This is a genomic window from Streptomyces ortus, from assembly GCF_026341275.1.
In the GTDB taxonomy this organism is placed as follows: Bacteria; Actinomycetota; Actinomycetes; order Streptomycetales; family Streptomycetaceae; genus Streptomyces; species Streptomyces ortus.
Genome location: NZ_JAIFZO010000002.1, coordinates 5074266 through 5089954, shown reverse-complemented (window position 1 = coordinate 5089954; position 15689 = coordinate 5074266). Strand labels below are relative to the sequence as shown.

General features: G+C 69.1%; 15 protein-coding genes. 6 read left to right on the top strand and 9 right to left on the bottom strand.

Translation table 11 applies throughout. From position 1 onward, the window contains the following. The first annotated feature begins 17 nt into the window (after positions 1–17). Positions 18–956 (top strand): DUF389 domain-containing protein, encoded by a 939-nt coding sequence (locus K3769_RS25945; protein WP_267028706.1) that lies wholly within the window; start codon positions 18–20, stop codon positions 954–956. 180 nt (positions 957–1136) lie between these two features. On the opposite strand, the gene glmM is transcribed toward K3769_RS25945, so the two are convergent. The 3 genes from glmM to rplM form a co-directional block, all read right to left on the bottom strand. Continuing rightward, positions 1137–2495 carry a phosphoglucosamine mutase gene (gene glmM, locus K3769_RS25940; RefSeq protein WP_267028705.1) on the bottom strand — a complete coding sequence of 453 codons (1359 nt, stop codon included), beginning with the start codon at positions 2493–2495 and terminating at the stop codon, positions 1137–1139. A 366-nt stretch (positions 2496–2861) separates the two neighbouring features. After that, a complete protein-coding gene (rpsI, locus tag K3769_RS25935) occupies positions 2862–3386 on the bottom strand; it encodes a 30S ribosomal protein S9 (protein ID WP_267028704.1) in 525 nt (174 codons plus the stop codon). A 46-nt stretch (positions 3387–3432) separates the two neighbouring features. Next, positions 3433–3876, bottom strand: a complete 444-nt coding sequence (gene rplM / locus K3769_RS25930; protein ID WP_267031543.1) for a 50S ribosomal protein L13 — start codon at positions 3874–3876, stop codon at positions 3433–3435. Positions 3877–4266: 390 nt separating this feature from the next. Here rplM and K3769_RS25925 point away from each other — a divergent pair, with 390 nt between their 5' ends. After that, complete coding sequence (locus tag K3769_RS25925; protein ID WP_267028703.1) at positions 4267–5136, top strand: hypothetical protein; 870 nt, start codon at positions 4267–4269, stop codon at positions 5134–5136. Between the two features lie 296 nt (positions 5137–5432). Here K3769_RS25925 and K3769_RS25920 read toward each other — a convergent pair whose 3' ends face one another. Further along, positions 5433–6104 (bottom strand): SDR family NAD(P)-dependent oxidoreductase, encoded by a 672-nt coding sequence (locus K3769_RS25920; protein WP_267028702.1) that lies wholly within the window; start codon positions 6102–6104, stop codon positions 5433–5435. A 148-nt stretch (positions 6105–6252) separates the two neighbouring features. Here K3769_RS25920 and K3769_RS25915 point away from each other — a divergent pair, with 148 nt between their 5' ends. The 4 genes from K3769_RS25915 to K3769_RS25900 all read left to right on the top strand — a co-directional run bounded on the left by K3769_RS25915 (position 6253) and on the right by K3769_RS25900 (position 8610). Continuing rightward, a complete protein-coding gene (locus K3769_RS25915; RefSeq protein ID WP_267028701.1) occupies positions 6253–6945 on the top strand; it encodes a TetR/AcrR family transcriptional regulator in 693 nt (230 codons plus the stop codon). A gap of 120 nt (positions 6946–7065) precedes the next feature. Further along, positions 7066–7356, top strand: a complete 291-nt coding sequence (locus K3769_RS25910; protein WP_267028700.1) for a hypothetical protein — start codon at positions 7066–7068, stop codon at positions 7354–7356. Between the two features lie 524 nt (positions 7357–7880). Next, positions 7881–8009, top strand: a complete 129-nt coding sequence (locus K3769_RS25905) for a hypothetical protein (RefSeq protein ID WP_267028699.1) — start codon at positions 7881–7883, stop codon at positions 8007–8009. Between the two features lie 88 nt (positions 8010–8097). Then, complete coding sequence (locus K3769_RS25900) at positions 8098–8610, top strand: hypothetical protein (protein WP_267028698.1); 513 nt, start codon at positions 8098–8100, stop codon at positions 8608–8610. A gap of 357 nt (positions 8611–8967) precedes the next feature. Here the strand turns inward: K3769_RS25900 and K3769_RS25895 are convergent, their stop codons facing one another. The 5 genes from K3769_RS25895 to K3769_RS25875 all read right to left on the bottom strand — a co-directional run bounded on the left by K3769_RS25895 (position 8968) and on the right by K3769_RS25875 (position 15433). After that, positions 8968–9723, bottom strand: a complete 756-nt coding sequence (locus tag K3769_RS25895; RefSeq protein ID WP_267028697.1) for a polyprenol monophosphomannose synthase — start codon at positions 9721–9723, stop codon at positions 8968–8970. Positions 9724–9727: 4 nt separating this feature from the next. Beyond that, on the bottom strand, positions 9728–11032 hold the full coding sequence (locus K3769_RS25890; RefSeq protein WP_267028696.1) for a UDP-glucose dehydrogenase family protein: 1305 nt from the start codon (positions 11030–11032) through the stop codon (positions 9728–9730). A gap of 86 nt (positions 11033–11118) precedes the next feature. Beyond that, positions 11119–12993, bottom strand: coding sequence for an ArnT family glycosyltransferase (locus K3769_RS25885; RefSeq protein ID WP_267028695.1), 1875 nt, complete (start codon positions 12991–12993; stop codon positions 11119–11121). Further along, the gene (locus tag K3769_RS25880) at positions 12993–14018 is read right to left on the bottom strand and encodes a glycoside hydrolase family 26 protein (RefSeq protein ID WP_267028694.1); all 1026 of its coding nucleotides are present in this window, start codon (positions 14016–14018) and stop codon (positions 12993–12995) included. Before K3769_RS25880 ends, K3769_RS25885 begins: the two co-directional genes overlap by 1 nt. Further along, positions 14018–15433, bottom strand: coding sequence for a glycosyltransferase family 2 protein (locus K3769_RS25875; protein ID WP_267031542.1), 1416 nt, complete (start codon positions 15431–15433; stop codon positions 14018–14020). The genes K3769_RS25880 and K3769_RS25875 overlap by 1 nt, the downstream gene beginning before the upstream one ends. Between the last annotated feature and the right edge of the window lie 256 nt (positions 15434–15689).

Genomic DNA, 15689 nt, shown 5'->3' with positions numbered 1-15689 from the left:
CCGACTACCCTGCCTCCATGCTGCACCTACGCCTGATCACCCCGTCCGACCGGACCGAGGCGGTGATCCGCCTGATCGGGGCGACCGTCGGTACGACCCATCTGGCGGTCGTACCGGGCGCCGCCCGCGATCCCGCCGGCGACCTCGTCATGGTCGACGTGGCCCGCGAGGCGGGCGACGAACTGATCGGCGGGCTGTGCGAGCTGAAGATCGACACGGATGGCTCGATCGCCGTCGAGGACATCGACCTGTCGCTGTCGAAGCGGGCGGACCAGGCGGAGGAGGACGCACCCGGCGAGGGCGCCGACGCGGTCCTGTGGGAGCAGCTGACGGAGGCGACCCACGAGGAGTCGACGCTCTCGGTCACCTACCTGGCCTTCATCACGCTCGCCACGATGATCGCGGCCTGCGGTGTGGTCCTCGACAACGCGATCCTGATCGTGGGCGCGATGGCGGTGGGCCCGGAGTTCGGCCCGCTGGCGGGGTTCAGCACGGCGGTCGTCCGCCGCCGCCCGCGCCTGGCACTGCGCTCGCTCATCGCACTGCTCGTGGGCTTCGCGGTGGCGATGGCGGTGACCGTGCTGTTCAGCCTGCTGATGGACGGCCTGGGTCTGTTCACCGAGGACATGCTGGAGGGCGACCGGCCCAACACGGCCTTCGTCTACGCCCCCGACCCGTTCTCGTTCGTCGTGGCGGTCCTCGCGGGCATCGCCGGCACGCTCTCCCTGACCTCGGCCAAGTCGGGCCTGCTGGTGGGGGTGGCGATCTCCGTCACGACGGTCCCGGCCGCCGCCAACGCGGCGGTCGCCCTCAGCTACGGAGACACGTCCCAGACGATCGGCTCCACCAACCAACTGCTCCTGAACCTGGCAGGCATCACCCTGGCAGGCACCCTCACCCTCCTGACCCAGAAACACCTCTGGAAAAGCCAGAAAGGCCGCTCCCCAGCCCCCTGAGGGGCGCGGGGAACGGCGCAATCTTTTGTCTTTCAGGGGCGCGGGGAACGGCGCAAGCTTTTAGCTTGCAAGGGGCGCGGGGAACGGCGCAATCTTTTGGCTTTCAAGGGGCGCGGGGAACGGCGCAACCACCCACACCGCACCCGCAATCGCACCCGCACCCGCACCCCCACCCCCACCTCACCCCAGCGCGGACTTCACCGCATCAGCAAGCCGCCCCGCCACAGACCGAGCCTGATCGATATCAGCCGCCTCGACCATGACCCGCACAAGCGGCTCGGTCCCGGACGGCCGCAACAGCACCCGCCCCGTGGCCCCCAGCTCCCGCTCGGCCTCCGCCACGGCGGACGCGAGCTCCGCGGACGTGGACACCCGCGACCGATCGACATCGGGCACATTGATGAGCACCTGCGGCAACCGCTCCATCACGGACGCGAGATCCCGCAACGTACGCCCGGTCTGCGCGACCCGGGCCGCGAGCAGCAGCCCCGTCAGCGTCCCGTCGCCGGTTGTCGCGTGATCCAGGATGATCACGTGCCCCGACTGCTCGCCGCCGAGCGCGTAGTCGTGGCTCTTCATCTCCTCCAGCACATACCGGTCACCCACCCCGGTCTGCACGAGGGACACCCCTTCACGCTCCATGGCCAGCTTGAACCCGAGGTTCGACATGACCGTGGCGACGACGGTGTCGGACCGCAGCTCGGACCGCTCCCGCATCGCGAGCGCGAGGACGGCCAGGATCTGGTCCCCGTCGACCTCCGCACCGGTGTGGTCCACGGCGAGGCACCGGTCCGCGTCACCGTCGTGCGCGATGCCGAGGTCGGCGCCGTGCTCGAGGACGGCGGCCTTCAGCAGACCGAGATGCGTGGAGCCGCAGCCGTCGTTGATGTTGAGGCCGTCGGGCTCGGCGCCGATCGTGACGATCTCGGCGCCCGCGCGCGTGAAGGCCTCGGGCGAGACCCGCGCGGCAGCGCCGTGCGCCTCGTCGAGGACGACCTTGAGCCCGTCCAGCCGGTTCGGAACGGCGGCGAGGAGGTGGGCGGCGTACTTCTCGAAGCCCTCCTCGTACGAGCGGACGCGGCCGACGCCGGAGCCGGTCGGCCGGTCCCAGGGCGCGCCGGTCCGGTGCTCCTCGTAGACGGACTCGATCCGGTCCTCCAGCTCGTCGGCGAGCTTGTGCCCGCCGCGGGCGAAGAACTTGACTCCGTTGTCCGGCATGGCGTTGTGGCTCGCGGAGAGCATCACACCGAGGTCGGCACCGAGCGCACCCGTGAGATACGCCACCGCGGGGGTCGGCAGGACGCCGACGCGCAGCACGTCCACACCGGCGCTGGCGAGGCCCGCGACCACGGCGGCCTCCAGGAACTCCCCGGACGCACGCGGGTCCCGTCCGACCACCGCCGTCGGCCGGTGGCCTTCGAAGGTTCCCGCTTCGGCCAGTACGTGCGCCGCCGCCACGGAGAGGCCGAGCGTGAGCTCCGCCGTCAGATCCGCGTTGGCGACACCGCGTACGCCGTCCGTCCCGAAGAGTCGTCCCACTGGTGTCCTCCGAACTTGCTCAGGCTGTGATCAGGCTTTGATCAGCTCTGATGAGAATGTGCGGCTCAGCATGCGAGGGTCCGGCTCCGACCCATGTCAGGTATATCCCCCGGGCCTGTCTGTCTCCCACACCTGTTCCGAGGCCATGGCCGAAAGGCCGTACCGCGCGGCCGTACCGCCCGGCCGCGCGGTATACGCGTACCCCGCACCTTGTGACACACGGGCGGCCCCACAGGTTGTGCCACAGATCGTGATGTGTGCGCAGATCCTGACGTGTGCGCAGATCGCGATAAACGAACGCCCCGGCGGCACAGAACGTGCCGCCGGGGCGATTCGTGCGGAACAGCGCGCGAAATCGAGCGAGATTTAGCGCTTGCTGTACTGCGGAGCCTTACGGGCCTTCTTGAGACCGGCCTTCTTGCGCTCGACCGCACGGTCGTCACGCTTGAGGTAACCGGCCTTCTTGAGGGCGCCGCGGTTGTTGTCCACGTCGGCCTCGTTCAGCGCGCGGGCCACGCCGAGGCGCAGGGCACCGGCCTGACCGGAGACGCCGCCACCCGAGATACGGGCGACCACGTCGTAGCGGCCGTCGAGCTCGAGCACCTTGAAGGGCTCGTTGACTTCCTGCTGGTGCACCTTGTTCGGGAAGTAGTCCTCGAGCGTGCGCCCGTTGACCTTCCACTTGCCGGTGCCCGGGACGATCCGGACGCGGGCGATGGCGTTCTTGCGACGGCCCAGGCCTGCGGCCGGCTGCGGGTCGCCGAAGCGGCCTGCGAGCGACTCCGAGGTGTACTCGCCCTCGACGGCGGGGGCCTCGGACTCGGTGGTGTAGCTCTCTACGTCAACAGCCTCGGTCTCTTCGACCGGCTGCTCAACGGTGGTCTCGGCCACGGTTCTCCTCAGATTCTGTTCAGTCTTAGGGGGGTGGTGGCCGGAACTACTGCGCGACCTGGGTGATCTCGAACGGCACCGGCTGCTGTGCAGCGTGCGGGTGCTGGTCGCCCGAGTAGATCTTCAGCTTCGAGAGCACCTGACGGCCCAGGGTGTTCTTGGGGATCATGCCCTTGATGGCCTTCTCGACAGCCTTCTCGGGGTTCTTCGCCAGCAGCTCGTCGTAACGGACGGAGCGCAGACCACCCGGGTAACCGGAGTGGCGGTACGCCAGCTTCTGGGTCTTCTTGTTGCCGGAGAGGTGCACCTTGTCGGCGTTGATGATGATGACGAAGTCACCAGCGTCGACGTGCGGGGCGTAAATCGGCTTGTGCTTGCCCCGCAGAATGTTCGCGGCAGTGGTGGCCAGACGACCCAGGACGACATCCTGGGCGTCGATGACGTACCACTGGCGAGTGATGTCGCCGGGCTTGGGGCTGAACGTACGCACGGTCATGCCTTCGCTTCTTCAGTGAGTGGGTCCTGACAATGGGCCACCACGGACGATGTACGACAGCCCTGGCGGACCTCGGGACGCAACCGAGTCCTGCCGCTGGTCATCGGCCCGGTGGACCGGTGTAAGGGCCCCTCACGTGAGAATGAGCAAGCCAATACACATAACGAACCGCAAGAATACCTTCGGTGGCCCGTACGGGTCAAAACGCGTGCCGGAGGGCGTCCGCTCGGCGGGTCCGAGCCCGCCCGGCACCCGCCCGGCACCTCTGAGATGCCCCCTTGCTCTCACTTTGCTCTCTTTCGGGCTTGACATATCCGTGCTTCGAGTGCTGTGGGAGAGGACCAGCGGATCCCTTGTCCCCTTGTCCCGTCTAAGATGCGGCCCATGAGCTTTGGGCAGGGGGGACCCCAGTGGGGTTCCGGGGGATCGGGTTCTCAGCCGCCGCAGTGGAGCAGTCGGTCTCCCGACTGGGCGGCGCTGGCCGAGGCGTCCGAAACACGCAACCGGCGTCGCAGGTGGATGCTGGTCGGCGGCGGCGCCCTGGCCACCATCGCCGTGGGCGCGGCCGTCGCGGTGGCCGTGGTCTCGGCGGACGGCAAGGACCCGGCGGCGAACAAACCCGCCTCCGAGCTGCCCGCCTCCGCGGACATCCCGTCGGACAGCGCCGGGACCGGCCCGTCCTTCGAGGCGACCTCCGCGCCGCCGCCGCTGGACCCGAAGGACTTCATATCCGATGTGAAGAAGGACACCGCGACGCTCGCGCCGGGCATCCTCTTCCCGGGCACCCAGCTGACGATGGGCGAGACGGTCTACAAGAAGGGCGCGACGGCGTCCACGAAGAACTGCGCGTCGGCCGCCCAGGGCACGCTCGGCAAGGTCCTCACCGACAACGACTGCACCCGCCTCATGCGCGTCACGTACGCGAAGGACGGGGTGGCCGTCACCGTCGGTGTGGCGGTCTTCGACAACGAGGCCAAGGCACTCAGGGCGAAGACCGACGCCGACAAGCAGAGCGTCGTCCAGTCCCTCCCCGGTAAGGGCGTCCCCGTCTTCTGCCGCTCGGCGATCTGCCGCTCGACGACCAACTCGTACGGCCGCTACGCCTACTTCACGGTCGCCGGCTTCACCAACGGCAAGGACGTGACGGAGAAGGACGCCAAGGTCTTCACCACAGGCGACGACCTGGCCGAATTCACCTTCCGCCAAATCCGCCGCAGAGGCGAGGCCCAGGCCTCAGCCGCAGCCAACCAGTAACCCCCGCCCCCGCCCCGAGGGGCGCGGGGAACGGCGCAATCTTTTGCCCTTGCCCTCAGGAGCGCAAGGAACGACGCAGTCTCTCGCCCCCACCCTCCAGGGGCGCGGGGAACAGCGCAATCTTTCGCCTTTTCTCTTGAAGGACAAGGCTCCGGACAGCGACGCTCGGATCTGCGGGCGATGCGCCGACCGCCGATGGCGCTATGCCAACCCATGCGCCATCCGCGACCGGCCCGAAGTACGGACTCGCGACCGCCAGGGTTTGGCCGTGTTCGCCGCGGGTGTGCCGGAGGTGCTCACCTGATGCCGCCGGGGACGGTGTGGATGATCTCGGCCTGGTCGCGCTTGGTGTAGGCGTCCCAGTAGTGCTCGGCGATGGTCTCGGGCTCGGTGCCGGGACCGCTGCCGATGTACACCCCGATCGCCACGTGCGCGGCGTGCACCCCCCGCTCGGCGAGGTCGATGCCCAGGGCCATGGCGTAGTTGCGCAGCGCCGCCGCCGCGACGCCGATGCTGCCGAACGCGCCGCCGCTCGGCCGGATGGAGGAGGCGCCCGTGGTGAACAGCAGGGTGCCACTGCGGCGTTCGAGCATGGCGGGCAGCACCTGACGGACCGCGGCGACCGCTCCGTACAGGTAGTAGTCGAGTTGCTTGTGGAGGTCCTGCGCCGTGGCGTCGACGGCGGCGGCGCCGGCGAAGGCGGGGTCGGCGGGCGAGTACTCCAGTACGTCGACGGCCCCGAACCGGTCGGTGACCGCGGCGAGCGCCGACTGCAGCGAGTCGGGACGCGTCACGTCCGCGGCGAAGCCTGCGGCCTCGATGCCGTCCTCGGCGAGCTGTGCGGCGAGCGCGTCGAGCTTGTCCTGGGTCCGGGAGACCAGGGCGACCTGGAAACCCTCCCTTCCGAAGCGGCGGGCGATGGACAGGCCCAGGCCGGGGCCTGCCCCGATGACGGCGATGACGGGCATGGGTGGTGCTCCTGTGGTCGGACGGGCTGGACGGATGAGGGGCACCTCCCGCCCCGACAGCGGCCAGGACGGAAAGTCGAGGCTTGCCTCATGTTCTGGAGCGTAGCAGAGAATATGAGGCACCCCTCCGGTTGGTAGCCTGAGCGACATGGCCATCGACCCCCTGTCCGCCTCCGCCGGGAACCCGGCCCCCGACCGCCCCCTGCGGCGCGACGCGCAGCGCAATCGCGACGCCCTGCTCAGCGCGGCCCGCTCCTGCTTCGCCGAGCAGGGCATGGAGGCACCCCTGGAGCAGGTGGCCAAGCGGGCCGGCCTGGCCATCGGCACGCTGTACCGGCACTTCCCCACCCGGCTGGACCTGGTGCAGGCGACCTTCGCCGGGAAGCTGGCCGTCTGGCGGGAGGCGGCCGAGAAGGCCGTCACCATGGATGACGCCTGGGCGGGGCTGTGCCACTTCCTGGAGACCATGTGCGAACTCCAGTCACAGGACCGGGGGTTCAACGACCTGGCCTCCATACGGCTGCCGGAGAGCGCCTGCCTGGCGGGCGCCCAGACCCGCATCCGCGAACTCGGTGTACACATCGTCGAGCGTGCGCAGGAGCAGGGCAGCCTGCGCCCCGACCTCACCCCCGAGGACCTTGCCTTCGTCATCTGGTCGCACAGCCGCGTCACCGAGGCCACCCACGCCATCGCCCCGGACGCCTGGCGTCGCCACCTCTACCTTCTGCTCGACGGCTTCCGAACCGACCGCGCCCACCCGCTACCGGCGCCGCCGCTCACAGAGGAGCAGCTGTACCGCGCCATGACCAGCCTCGGAGGAAACGGGGCCTGCGGCGCCTGACCGCCGGCATGCGTCGTTGTTCCAAGGCGCCGCGGGGAACCCCCTCCCGGCGACCAGGCCGAGCCGGTACCCCTCCGTCCCCGCGACGCAGAGTTCGCGGAGGCGTTCGGTGACCTCCGCGTGCACCGGCGACACGACGTGCGTCTCGAAGGCCGCGTGCCGGTCTCCCTGCCGGCCATGCTGGTGGCCGCCCCCGCGGACCGGGCGGGCCACAAGCGGGTCTCGCGGCGCGGGCCGGTCGACGGCGGATCCGGCGTGCAGCAGACGCCAGCCCGCCGACCAGGCGCGGGGGCGGTTTTCGATCCGCTGCTCCGCAACCAGGCGAGGGCGGACGTGGAGGGGCTGAGGTCGACCACCGGGATGCCGGAGAGCTGGGCCAAGGTAAGGCGGTTCTGGCTCGCCAAGGGGTGATCGGCACAGAAGCAGGCCACTCGCGGCTCGGTGGCCAGGTGGCGCAGTTCGATGTCATCCGTCGTCTAACCTGCCGCGATAACGCGCACGTTATCAACCAGCAGGCATCATGCACCCCTTGGATCGATGACATGCCTGCGCGGGTCATGTGATATTCAACGGGCCGTCACTTGATCTCCCTCCCGACCAAGGGCCCCGAAAGGCACAGCATGAGCTTGCGGAAGATGCCGTCGGGCGCGGGCCTCCTGTGCATCGCATCAGACGTCCAGTCGAGCAAGTACCTCAACGTCAACGGAACTTTCACCTCGCCCTGATGTGGGCAACCGCGCTTCCGCGTCCGAGCCATGGACACCCAGAGCTGCGTCCCGGACAAGGCCCACCCTGCGGCAGCCCCGACCGGCCCACCAGTGACGGAACTCAAAGATCACCGGTCCTGAATCGACTTCTGCTACCTGCTCGCCGCGAGTGCAAGCCATTGACCGCCTCGCACAACACCGAATCCAAACTCCATCAGGGAGAAGACAGTGCGCAAAACCGTACTCGGCTTGCTCGTGGCACTGGCAGCGGTGCTCGCGGTAGCACCGCTCGCCAATGCCAACGCCGACCAGACCCAGACCACCGCCTGCTGCGGAGGAGGCCCCGGCCACCCGTAAAGGGCGTCCGCCGGTGAAAGAGCTCCCTTGGATCCCCTTTCAACACGGAGATGCGATGCGCAAAACCGCACTCGCACTAGGAGAAGACATGAACAGCATTCGGCGGATCTTCAGCATGGGAACGGCCGCGCTCGTGCTCGGGGCCGGGCTCCTGGCCGGTTCTTCCGGTGCGGCGCAGGCGGCGCCGTCGGACTGCGTGGGAGGCGCGAAGGGTTTCACCGACATCCCGGACAGTCTCAGCGGTCGCGGTGTGGGAGGCGCGGGAGCCGTGATAGCCAACTTCGGCGGCACCCCGTGGGCCGTCGCCTCGTACCAGATGCACACCGGCAACGTCGGCGGTACATCAATGGGTTGGGGCGTCTTGAGCACCAGCTCCAGCACTTGGGGCCCCGGTGCCGTCGGATGGGTCTGGATGGATGTCACCAACGACAACAAGGTTTCGTGGATCCAGTGCGGCCCGTTCACAACGAGCGCGAGCGGCGCCAGGATCACGACCCCGGCCTACCCGACCAGCAACTCGGCGAGTCGGGCCTTCCGTGTCTGCGCACAGGTGACCAGCCCCTCTCCCGTCAGCGGCATCACCTGCACCCCCTGGTGGTAGCCACCCGCTCTTGGGAACAAGACCCGTCCGCAAGCCCGCTTGACCGGACGTCCAATCTCGAATCCTTCCGTCAGACGGGAGCGGGGCCGGTCTGTCCGGTCCTGCGCCCGGCCAACGGAGGTGGTGTTGTCGAGGGCATCGGTGTGGCGGCTGCCGACAGGCCGACTCGATCACCGCCCACAACTCGTCACTGACCTCCCGCACCCCCACCACCGTGCCGCACGAAGATCATTTTGCAAGGACCCCTCAGGGGCGCGGGGAACGGCGCAGTCTTTCGCCCTTTGCCCTCAGGGGCGCGGGGAACTGCGCGGCCAGCACCCACCGACCCGCACCCCACGACCCGCCCCCGCCCGGACCTCACCCCCGCAACCGCAACCGCACCGGCACCAACGCCGACTCAAGCTGCGTACGAAGAGTCATCTTCGACACCCCCTCCGTCCGCTCCTCGAACCGGATCGGAATCTCCACCGCGCTGTGCCCGGCCCGTACGGCCTTGTACTTCAGCTCGACCTGGAAGCTGTACCCCGCGCTGTCCAGCGACCGCAGGTCCACATCCTCCAGGGCCCGCGCGGACCACAGGTTGAACCCCGCCGTGATGTCCCGGATCTTCGTGCCGAGCACGGTCCGCGCGTACCGGTTCGCGAACCGCGACAGCAGCACCCGATGCGCGCCCCAGTCCTCGTCGAGCGAACCCCCCTCGACGTACCGGCTCCCGATGACCAGCCCGACCCCCGAGGCCACGGCGGTACCCAGCATCCGCGGCACCGCCTCCACGGGGTGGCTCCCGTCGGCGTCCATCTGCACCACGTACGCGGCGCCCTCGTCGACCGCCGCGGTCATGCCCGCCACGTACGCGCGCCCGAGGCCGTCCTTCTCCGTGCGGTGCAGCACGCTCATCCGGTGCCGCCCGTCCGCGTTGTACTTCTCGGCCAGCTCCTCGGCGATCCGTCCGGTGCCGTCCGGACTGGAGTCGTCCACCACCTTCAGGTGCAGCCCGTTCAGCGGCAGTTGAAGCACCGCCTCCGCCATTCTCGGCAGATTGGCGGCCTCGTTGTACGTGGGCATCACGATCGTGACGCGCACGTCCACGTCGTCGAATGTCTCGTACGTCATGTCCTTACCCCTCCCCACCGGGCGCGGGTCTGCCCAGCGCCCGGAACTCCCAGCCCGCCGCGGCCCAGGTGGCCCCGTCGAGCGTCCCCCGGCCGTCCACGATCCGTGGACGGGAGACCAAGGTGCGGGCCCGCTCGGGAGCGAGCTCGCGGAACTGCGGCCATTCGGTCAGGTGCAGCACGAGATCGGCTCCGCGCAGCGCCTCCTCGGCCGACAGCGCGTACCCGAGCAGCGGGAACGCCTTGCGGGCGTTGTCCATCGCCTCGGGGTCGTAGACCGTGACATCGGCGCCGTCGAGACGCAAGCGCGCGGACACGTTCAGCGCGGGGGAGTCACGGATGTCGTCGGAGTCCGGCTTGAAGGCGGCGCCCAGCACGGCGATCCGCGCCCCGAGGACCGAGCCTCCGCACAGTTCGCGGGCCAGCTCGACCACCCGGTCGCGGCGCCGCATGTTGATCGCGTCGACCTCGCGCAGGAACGCCAGGGACACCCCCAGCTCGTCGGCGCGGTGCGCGAAGGCCCGGATGTCCTTGGGCAGGCAGCCCCCGCCGAAGCCGACGCCGGCCCGCAGGAACTTCTTCCCGATCCGGTCGTCGTGGCCGATCGCCTCCGCCAGTACGGAGACGTCGCCGCCCGTGGCCTCGCACACCTCCGCCATGGCGTTGATGAACGAGATCTTGGTGGCGAGGAACGCGTTCGCGGCCGTCTTGACCAGCTCGGCGGTCGGGAAGTCCGCGGTGACGACCGGGGTCCCGGCGCCGATGACGGGCGCGTACACCTCGCGCAGCAACGTCTCGGCCCGCTCGGATCCGATGCCGAGGACCAGCCGGTCCGGGCGCAGGGTGTCCTCGACGGCGAAGCCCTCGCGCAGGAACTCCGGGTTCCAGGCGATCTCCACGCCGGTGTGGGTGTCCGCGAGCCGCCGGGCCGTGCCCACGGGCACGGTCGACTTGCCCACCAGGAGCGCGCCCTCGCCCGCGTACCGTGCCAGTGACGCGAACGCCGCGTCCACGTACCGCAGGTCGGCACCCTCGGAGTCCTTGCGCTGCGGGGTGCCCACGCAGAGGAAGTGCACCTCGCCGAAGGCCGCGGCCTCCTCGTAGGACGTGGTGAACCGCAGGCGTCCGCTCGCGGTGTGCCGGGCGAGCAGCTCCGGCAGTACGGGTTCGTGGAACGGCACCCGCCCCGCCTGCAGCGCGGCGACCTTGTCGGGGTCGACGTCGACCCCGAGCACCTCGTGGCCGAGTTCCGCCATACAGGCGGCGTGGGTGGCACCGAGGTAGCCGGTGCCGATGACAGTGAGCCGCATGGCACTGCCTTTCGTACGGAAGAGTCAGCTGGTGGACCCAGCGCGGAAAAGCGGAAAAGCGAACTGGGGACAGGGGACAGCCCGGTTCAGGACGTCTTGATCCAGATGCGGTAGGTCCCCGTGCCGCTGGAGTTGCGCCACGGCACGTCGGCGAGCAGCCGGTAGTGCGGGTTGCCCCTGACGGCCCCGGCGATGACGTCGTCGACCCGCGGGTTGGTGATCCCGTCCAGGACGATCAGGTCGAACTCGCCGTCGCGCAGCGCCGCGCGATAGGCCTCGTCACCGGTGTAGTACGTGCCCTTCTTCGCCTTGTACTCCATGCCGAAGACGCTCTGCCACTGACTGTGGTCGGTCTTCTCGCGCAGGTAGTAGACGGGCACCTCGGGCGTGGAGCTGAGGTAATGGCCCTCGGAGTCCACGTGGGACTGGATGGTGCGGATCATCTTCGACGAGTCCGGCCAGACGCCGAAACGCCAGTCCGCCTGCGAGATGCCCAGGCACAGCACGGCCGTCCACAGCATGATGCCGAGCTGGGGGTAGCGGAAGTGCGCGCCGACGAGGCGGGTGACCCCGACCCCGGCCATCGGGGCGGCGAAGAGCAGCCCGAAGCCGACGTGCTTGAACAGGGAGACCACGGTGCCCAGATGGATCTGGTACGCCGAGGCCAGGACGGCCGTGCCGCACAGGAGCAGCCCCATCAGGGCGCGCCAGCGCCAGCCGGGGTTGCCGAGCCGCTGCGCCAGCGGCGATTCGTTCATGCGGCTGCGCCGGACGTACGAGATCGCGCCGCCGACCGCCGCCAGGAACATCAGCCCGCCCCACTCGGCGGAGCGCTGCAGCAGGAATGCCGCGCTGTCGGTGCCGTGCGCACGGTTGGTGGTGGTCTGCTGGATGCCCGCGAGCAGATCGGTGGTGTAGATCCCGATCCCGGCCAGCGCGCCCATGCCGAGGCCGAGCAGCAGCATCCGCAGGACGGCCGACCTGGCACCGCGGTAGGGCCAGGCGGTCAGCAGCGCCAGCACGACGAGGGTCGGCAGGTAGAGCGCGGCGGCGTACTTCACCCCGACCGCGAGGACCGCGACGGGTGCGGCGAGCAGGACCGCGTAGGCCGGCGCCCGGTTCGTGCGGACGACGATCCAGACGGCGAGGGCCAGCAGGAACAGGGCAGCCGCGTCGTAGGTCGCGAAGAAACCCATGACAACGGTCGACTGGACCACCGAGAAGAGCGCGGCGGCGGCGAGCGCGGCCCGCTCGTTGAACATCCGCCGCGAGAACGAGTACAGCAGGCCGGTGGTGAAGAGCATGAGAACCAGGCTGAGCACACGCGCGCCGGTGAGCCCGAACCAGCCGTCCACCACTGCCGCGAGCACCGGGTAGAGCTGGGGCGATCCCGAGAAGTACGCGGCGTAGTCGATGGGCAGCGGGGTGCCGTTGAGCAGGTGGTCGAGCTCGGCGTGCCCGGCCGCCAGATACAGCGCCTCGTCCTGGAACGCCGTGTTGGACAGCCGCAGCGACAGCACCGTCTGGATCAGCAGGATGCACAGCAGCACGGCCCGGCTGACCCAGGCCCGCCGCCGGCTCGCCGCCATGTCCCAGCCCGCCTCGGGCGTGACGGGGATGTGGTACGAGGGCTCGGCGGGGGTCGCCTCGACGGTGTGCAGCGCGTACGTCGGCTGGTCCTCGCGCTGCCGCTGCTCGGGAATCCCCGGCGCGTACCGCTGCTGGTCCCGCTCCTGCTCCTGCGGGTAGGCCGTCCGCGTGCCGTAGCCCTGCGCGGGCCGCCCGTTGGAGTTGAACCAGGAGGACGGGTCCCGCTCCCCGTAGGGATCCCCGTACGGGTCGCCGTACTGCTCCCCGAACTGGTCCCCGTACTGCTGGTCGCCGTATGCACGCTCGCCGTGCGACCGCTCGCCGTACGGATCCTGCGGCTGCGACGGGTGCTGGTTCTGGCTGCGATTCATCACGGCTTCCGAACGTCGAAGCCGAACAGATCGTCGGCGGCCAGTCGCTTGAACTCCTTGAGGGCCAGCGGGCTGACCTTCAGCCGCCAGTCGGCGCGCTTCTTGTGGTCGAACCACACGAACCCGAGCATGTCGTCGTCCGCCTCGACCCCGGCGAACAAGTTCCGGACGTCGGCCCGGCGGCGCTCGCCCGGCTCGGCGGCCGTCTCCAGGATCAGCGTCGGCTTCTTCGTGAATGTCCGGATCTCGTCCAGGGTCGGCCCGAAGACGCTCTGGTAGGCGTTGTCCTCCTCATGCGTGAAGTAGCCGATCACGCCCACCCAGTCGACATAGCCGTCGCCCGGGTAGTACGGCTCCAGCTCGACGCTCTTGACCGGGTTGACGATGTTGGGCGACCAGGCCCAGATCACGTTGGAGGCGCCGGCGTCCGTGAACGTGTCGTGGATGTGCTTCCACGCGGCCACGTACTGCTTGGGCGTGACGTTCCTGGTGCCCCACTTCTCCCAGTGGCCGTTCATCTCGTCGGCGAAGGAGATCACGACGGGCAGGTTCAGCCTGCGCACCGAGGCGGCGTACTTCTTGAGGTACGCGTCCTTCTCGCCCGCCGCGATGTCGGCGAGCGTGATGTCGAACGGCTCCCAGGAGACCAGGGTCAGCGCGCCCTCGTCCCAGGCGTTGCGCACACCCGCGGCGTCGAAGCCGTCGCCCCAGGCCGCGTAGTACTCGATGAGGTTCGGCTTCTTGCCGGTCATCGCGGTGTAGGTGTCGACGCCCTTCATCGAGTTCGGCGCCCCGTCGACGGCCGCGCCGAAGTACTTCTTCCCGGGCTTGAGCAGGGGTGTCACGTCGTAGGGGATGTCGGCGTCCGCGCCCGGTGAGTCGTCGCCCGCGCCTTGCGAGCCGCCGCCCTCGGACGCCGCCGACGTACCGGAGTCGTCCAGCAGGGAGCAGCCGCTCAGCGTGAACAGCGCGGACAGGGCCAGCGCACCGGCCGCCGCGGTGGTACGTACACGTGTCAGGAACATCAGACGGCGCTCTCCGCTCGGGGCTGCACCAGAACACGGCCCACGACGAGGGCGTAGAAGAGTCCGGTGGAAAGGATGAGGGCGAAGTCGGGGGCGTTCATCGTGAACAGCCGCCACACCGCGGCGCCCACCCAGATCGCGGCGGTGCCGCCGCCCCAGACCCACATGCCGATCCAGAAGCGGCGGGTCTTGTTCTTCTTCGCGCCGGCGGATCCGGTGGGCTGCCAGCCCATGCGGTTCTTGCGCAGGATGTCGTAGATCGCGAAGAAGTGCGCCCAGCCGTACATCATGCGGGCCGCCCACGCCTCCAGGCGGTAGGGGGCCTTGTGCCACATCGGGAAGATGATCGTGGTGTAGACGATGCTCGGCAGCACCAGGAGCAGATGCTCGACCTTCAGCTTGTCCGGCATCATCAGCAGCAGCACGATGGGGATCACGGGCGCCGCGAACGTGAACAGCGCCGTGTGGATGTAGTAGAAGAAGCCCGACATGTAGCAGAGCCGGCTGGAGAACTTGATCTTCCGCTGCCAGAACTTCCTGCTGCCCAGCAGGCTCATCGACCCCGAGCACCAGCGGTACTGCTGGTTGAAGAAGGCGCCCGCGCTGTCCGGGCACACACCCGTGGACACGGCGACGGGAATGTACCGCAGGTCCCAGCCGAGGCCGCGCAGATCGAAGCCCGTGTGGACGTCCTCGGAGTGCTCGATCAGCGTCGTACCGCCGTTGTCGTTCAGGGCCGCCCGCCGGTAGATGGCGCACGAGCCGACGCAGATCGCGCCGTCGCTGCCCTGCCGGGAGACCTGCACGGAGCGGTAGAACAGCTCCTGCACCGCGCCCGCGCCGCGCTCGATCCAGTTCTGCGAGTCGAGGACGCGGAAGTACTGCGGCGACTGGACGATCCCGGTCCTCGGGTTCTCGTCCATGTACGGCAGCATCTCTTCGAGCAGGTCCGCGCGCGGCGTGAAGTCGGCGTCGAGGATGAGGATGAACTCCCCGTCCGACTGCTCGAAGCCGAAGTGCATGTTGCCGGCCTTCTTGAACCAGCCGCGGTTCTCCCGGGTCCCGTAGCGGAAACCGAAATCGTGGGCCATCGCCTCAAGGTCGGCGCTCGCGCCGTCGTCGAGCACGAAGGGCACACAGACCCCGGGGTAGCGGTCGGCCATCGCCCGCACATGGGTCCAGGTGTTGTGCAGGACCTCGATGGGCTCGCCGCACACCGGCAGGAAGACGTCCACGGACGGGTAGGTCCCGGGCCGCCAGTTCGCCACCAGCGACCGGTGGTGCTTGATGTCGAAGTCCCTGGTGAACCCGTTCACCCGCAGCGAGATCAGGTAGTAGATCACCGTGAAGACCAGCAGCGGCGTGTAGATCCACAGCACGGGAGTCGACTGCGCGAGCTTGAACTGGCTCATGATCAGGCAGCAGAAACTGATCAGCGAGCTGATCGTCAGGATCCACAGACGCCGTCTGGCGTAGGAGTACTTCTCCCTCTCCGTCGGCGGCAGAGGCAGCAGCCCGAGCGATGCCTGACCGCCGCGCCCCGCTCTCCGTCTCCCGGTCTGGCGCGTGCCGCGCCGCCCCCCGGTCCGCACAGGACCTACTGATGTCATGAAAAAACCTGCCCCCGGGCATGCAGAAGCCCGATGATCCCCGCCCCTTGCCCGGCCACCC

Excerpts from the sequence above, each read along its gene's own strand:
- K3769_RS25885 (WP_267028695.1), bottom strand. The coding sequence starts at position 12,993 with ATGAATCGCAGCCAGAACCAGCACCCGTCGCAGCCGCAGGATCCGTAC.
- K3769_RS25880 (WP_267028694.1), bottom strand. The coding sequence starts at position 14,018 with ATGTTCCTGACACGTGTACGTACCACCGCGGCGGCCGGTGCGCTGGCC.
- K3769_RS25915 (WP_267028701.1), top strand. The coding sequence starts at position 6,253 with ATGGCCATCGACCCCCTGTCCGCCTCCGCCGGGAACCCGGCCCCCGAC.
- K3769_RS25945 (WP_267028706.1), top strand. The coding sequence starts at position 18 with ATGCTGCACCTACGCCTGATCACCCCGTCCGACCGGACCGAGGCGGTG.
- K3769_RS25890 (WP_267028696.1), bottom strand. The coding sequence starts at position 11,032 with ATGCGGCTCACTGTCATCGGCACCGGCTACCTCGGTGCCACCCACGCC.
- K3769_RS25895 (WP_267028697.1), bottom strand. The coding sequence starts at position 9,723 with ATGACGTACGAGACATTCGACGACGTGGACGTGCGCGTCACGATCGTG.
- K3769_RS25900 (WP_267028698.1), top strand. The coding sequence starts at position 8,098 with ATGAACAGCATTCGGCGGATCTTCAGCATGGGAACGGCCGCGCTCGTG.
- K3769_RS25925 (WP_267028703.1), top strand. The coding sequence starts at position 4,267 with ATGAGCTTTGGGCAGGGGGGACCCCAGTGGGGTTCCGGGGGATCGGGT.
- K3769_RS25920 (WP_267028702.1), bottom strand. The coding sequence starts at position 6,104 with ATGCCCGTCATCGCCGTCATCGGGGCAGGCCCCGGCCTGGGCCTGTCC.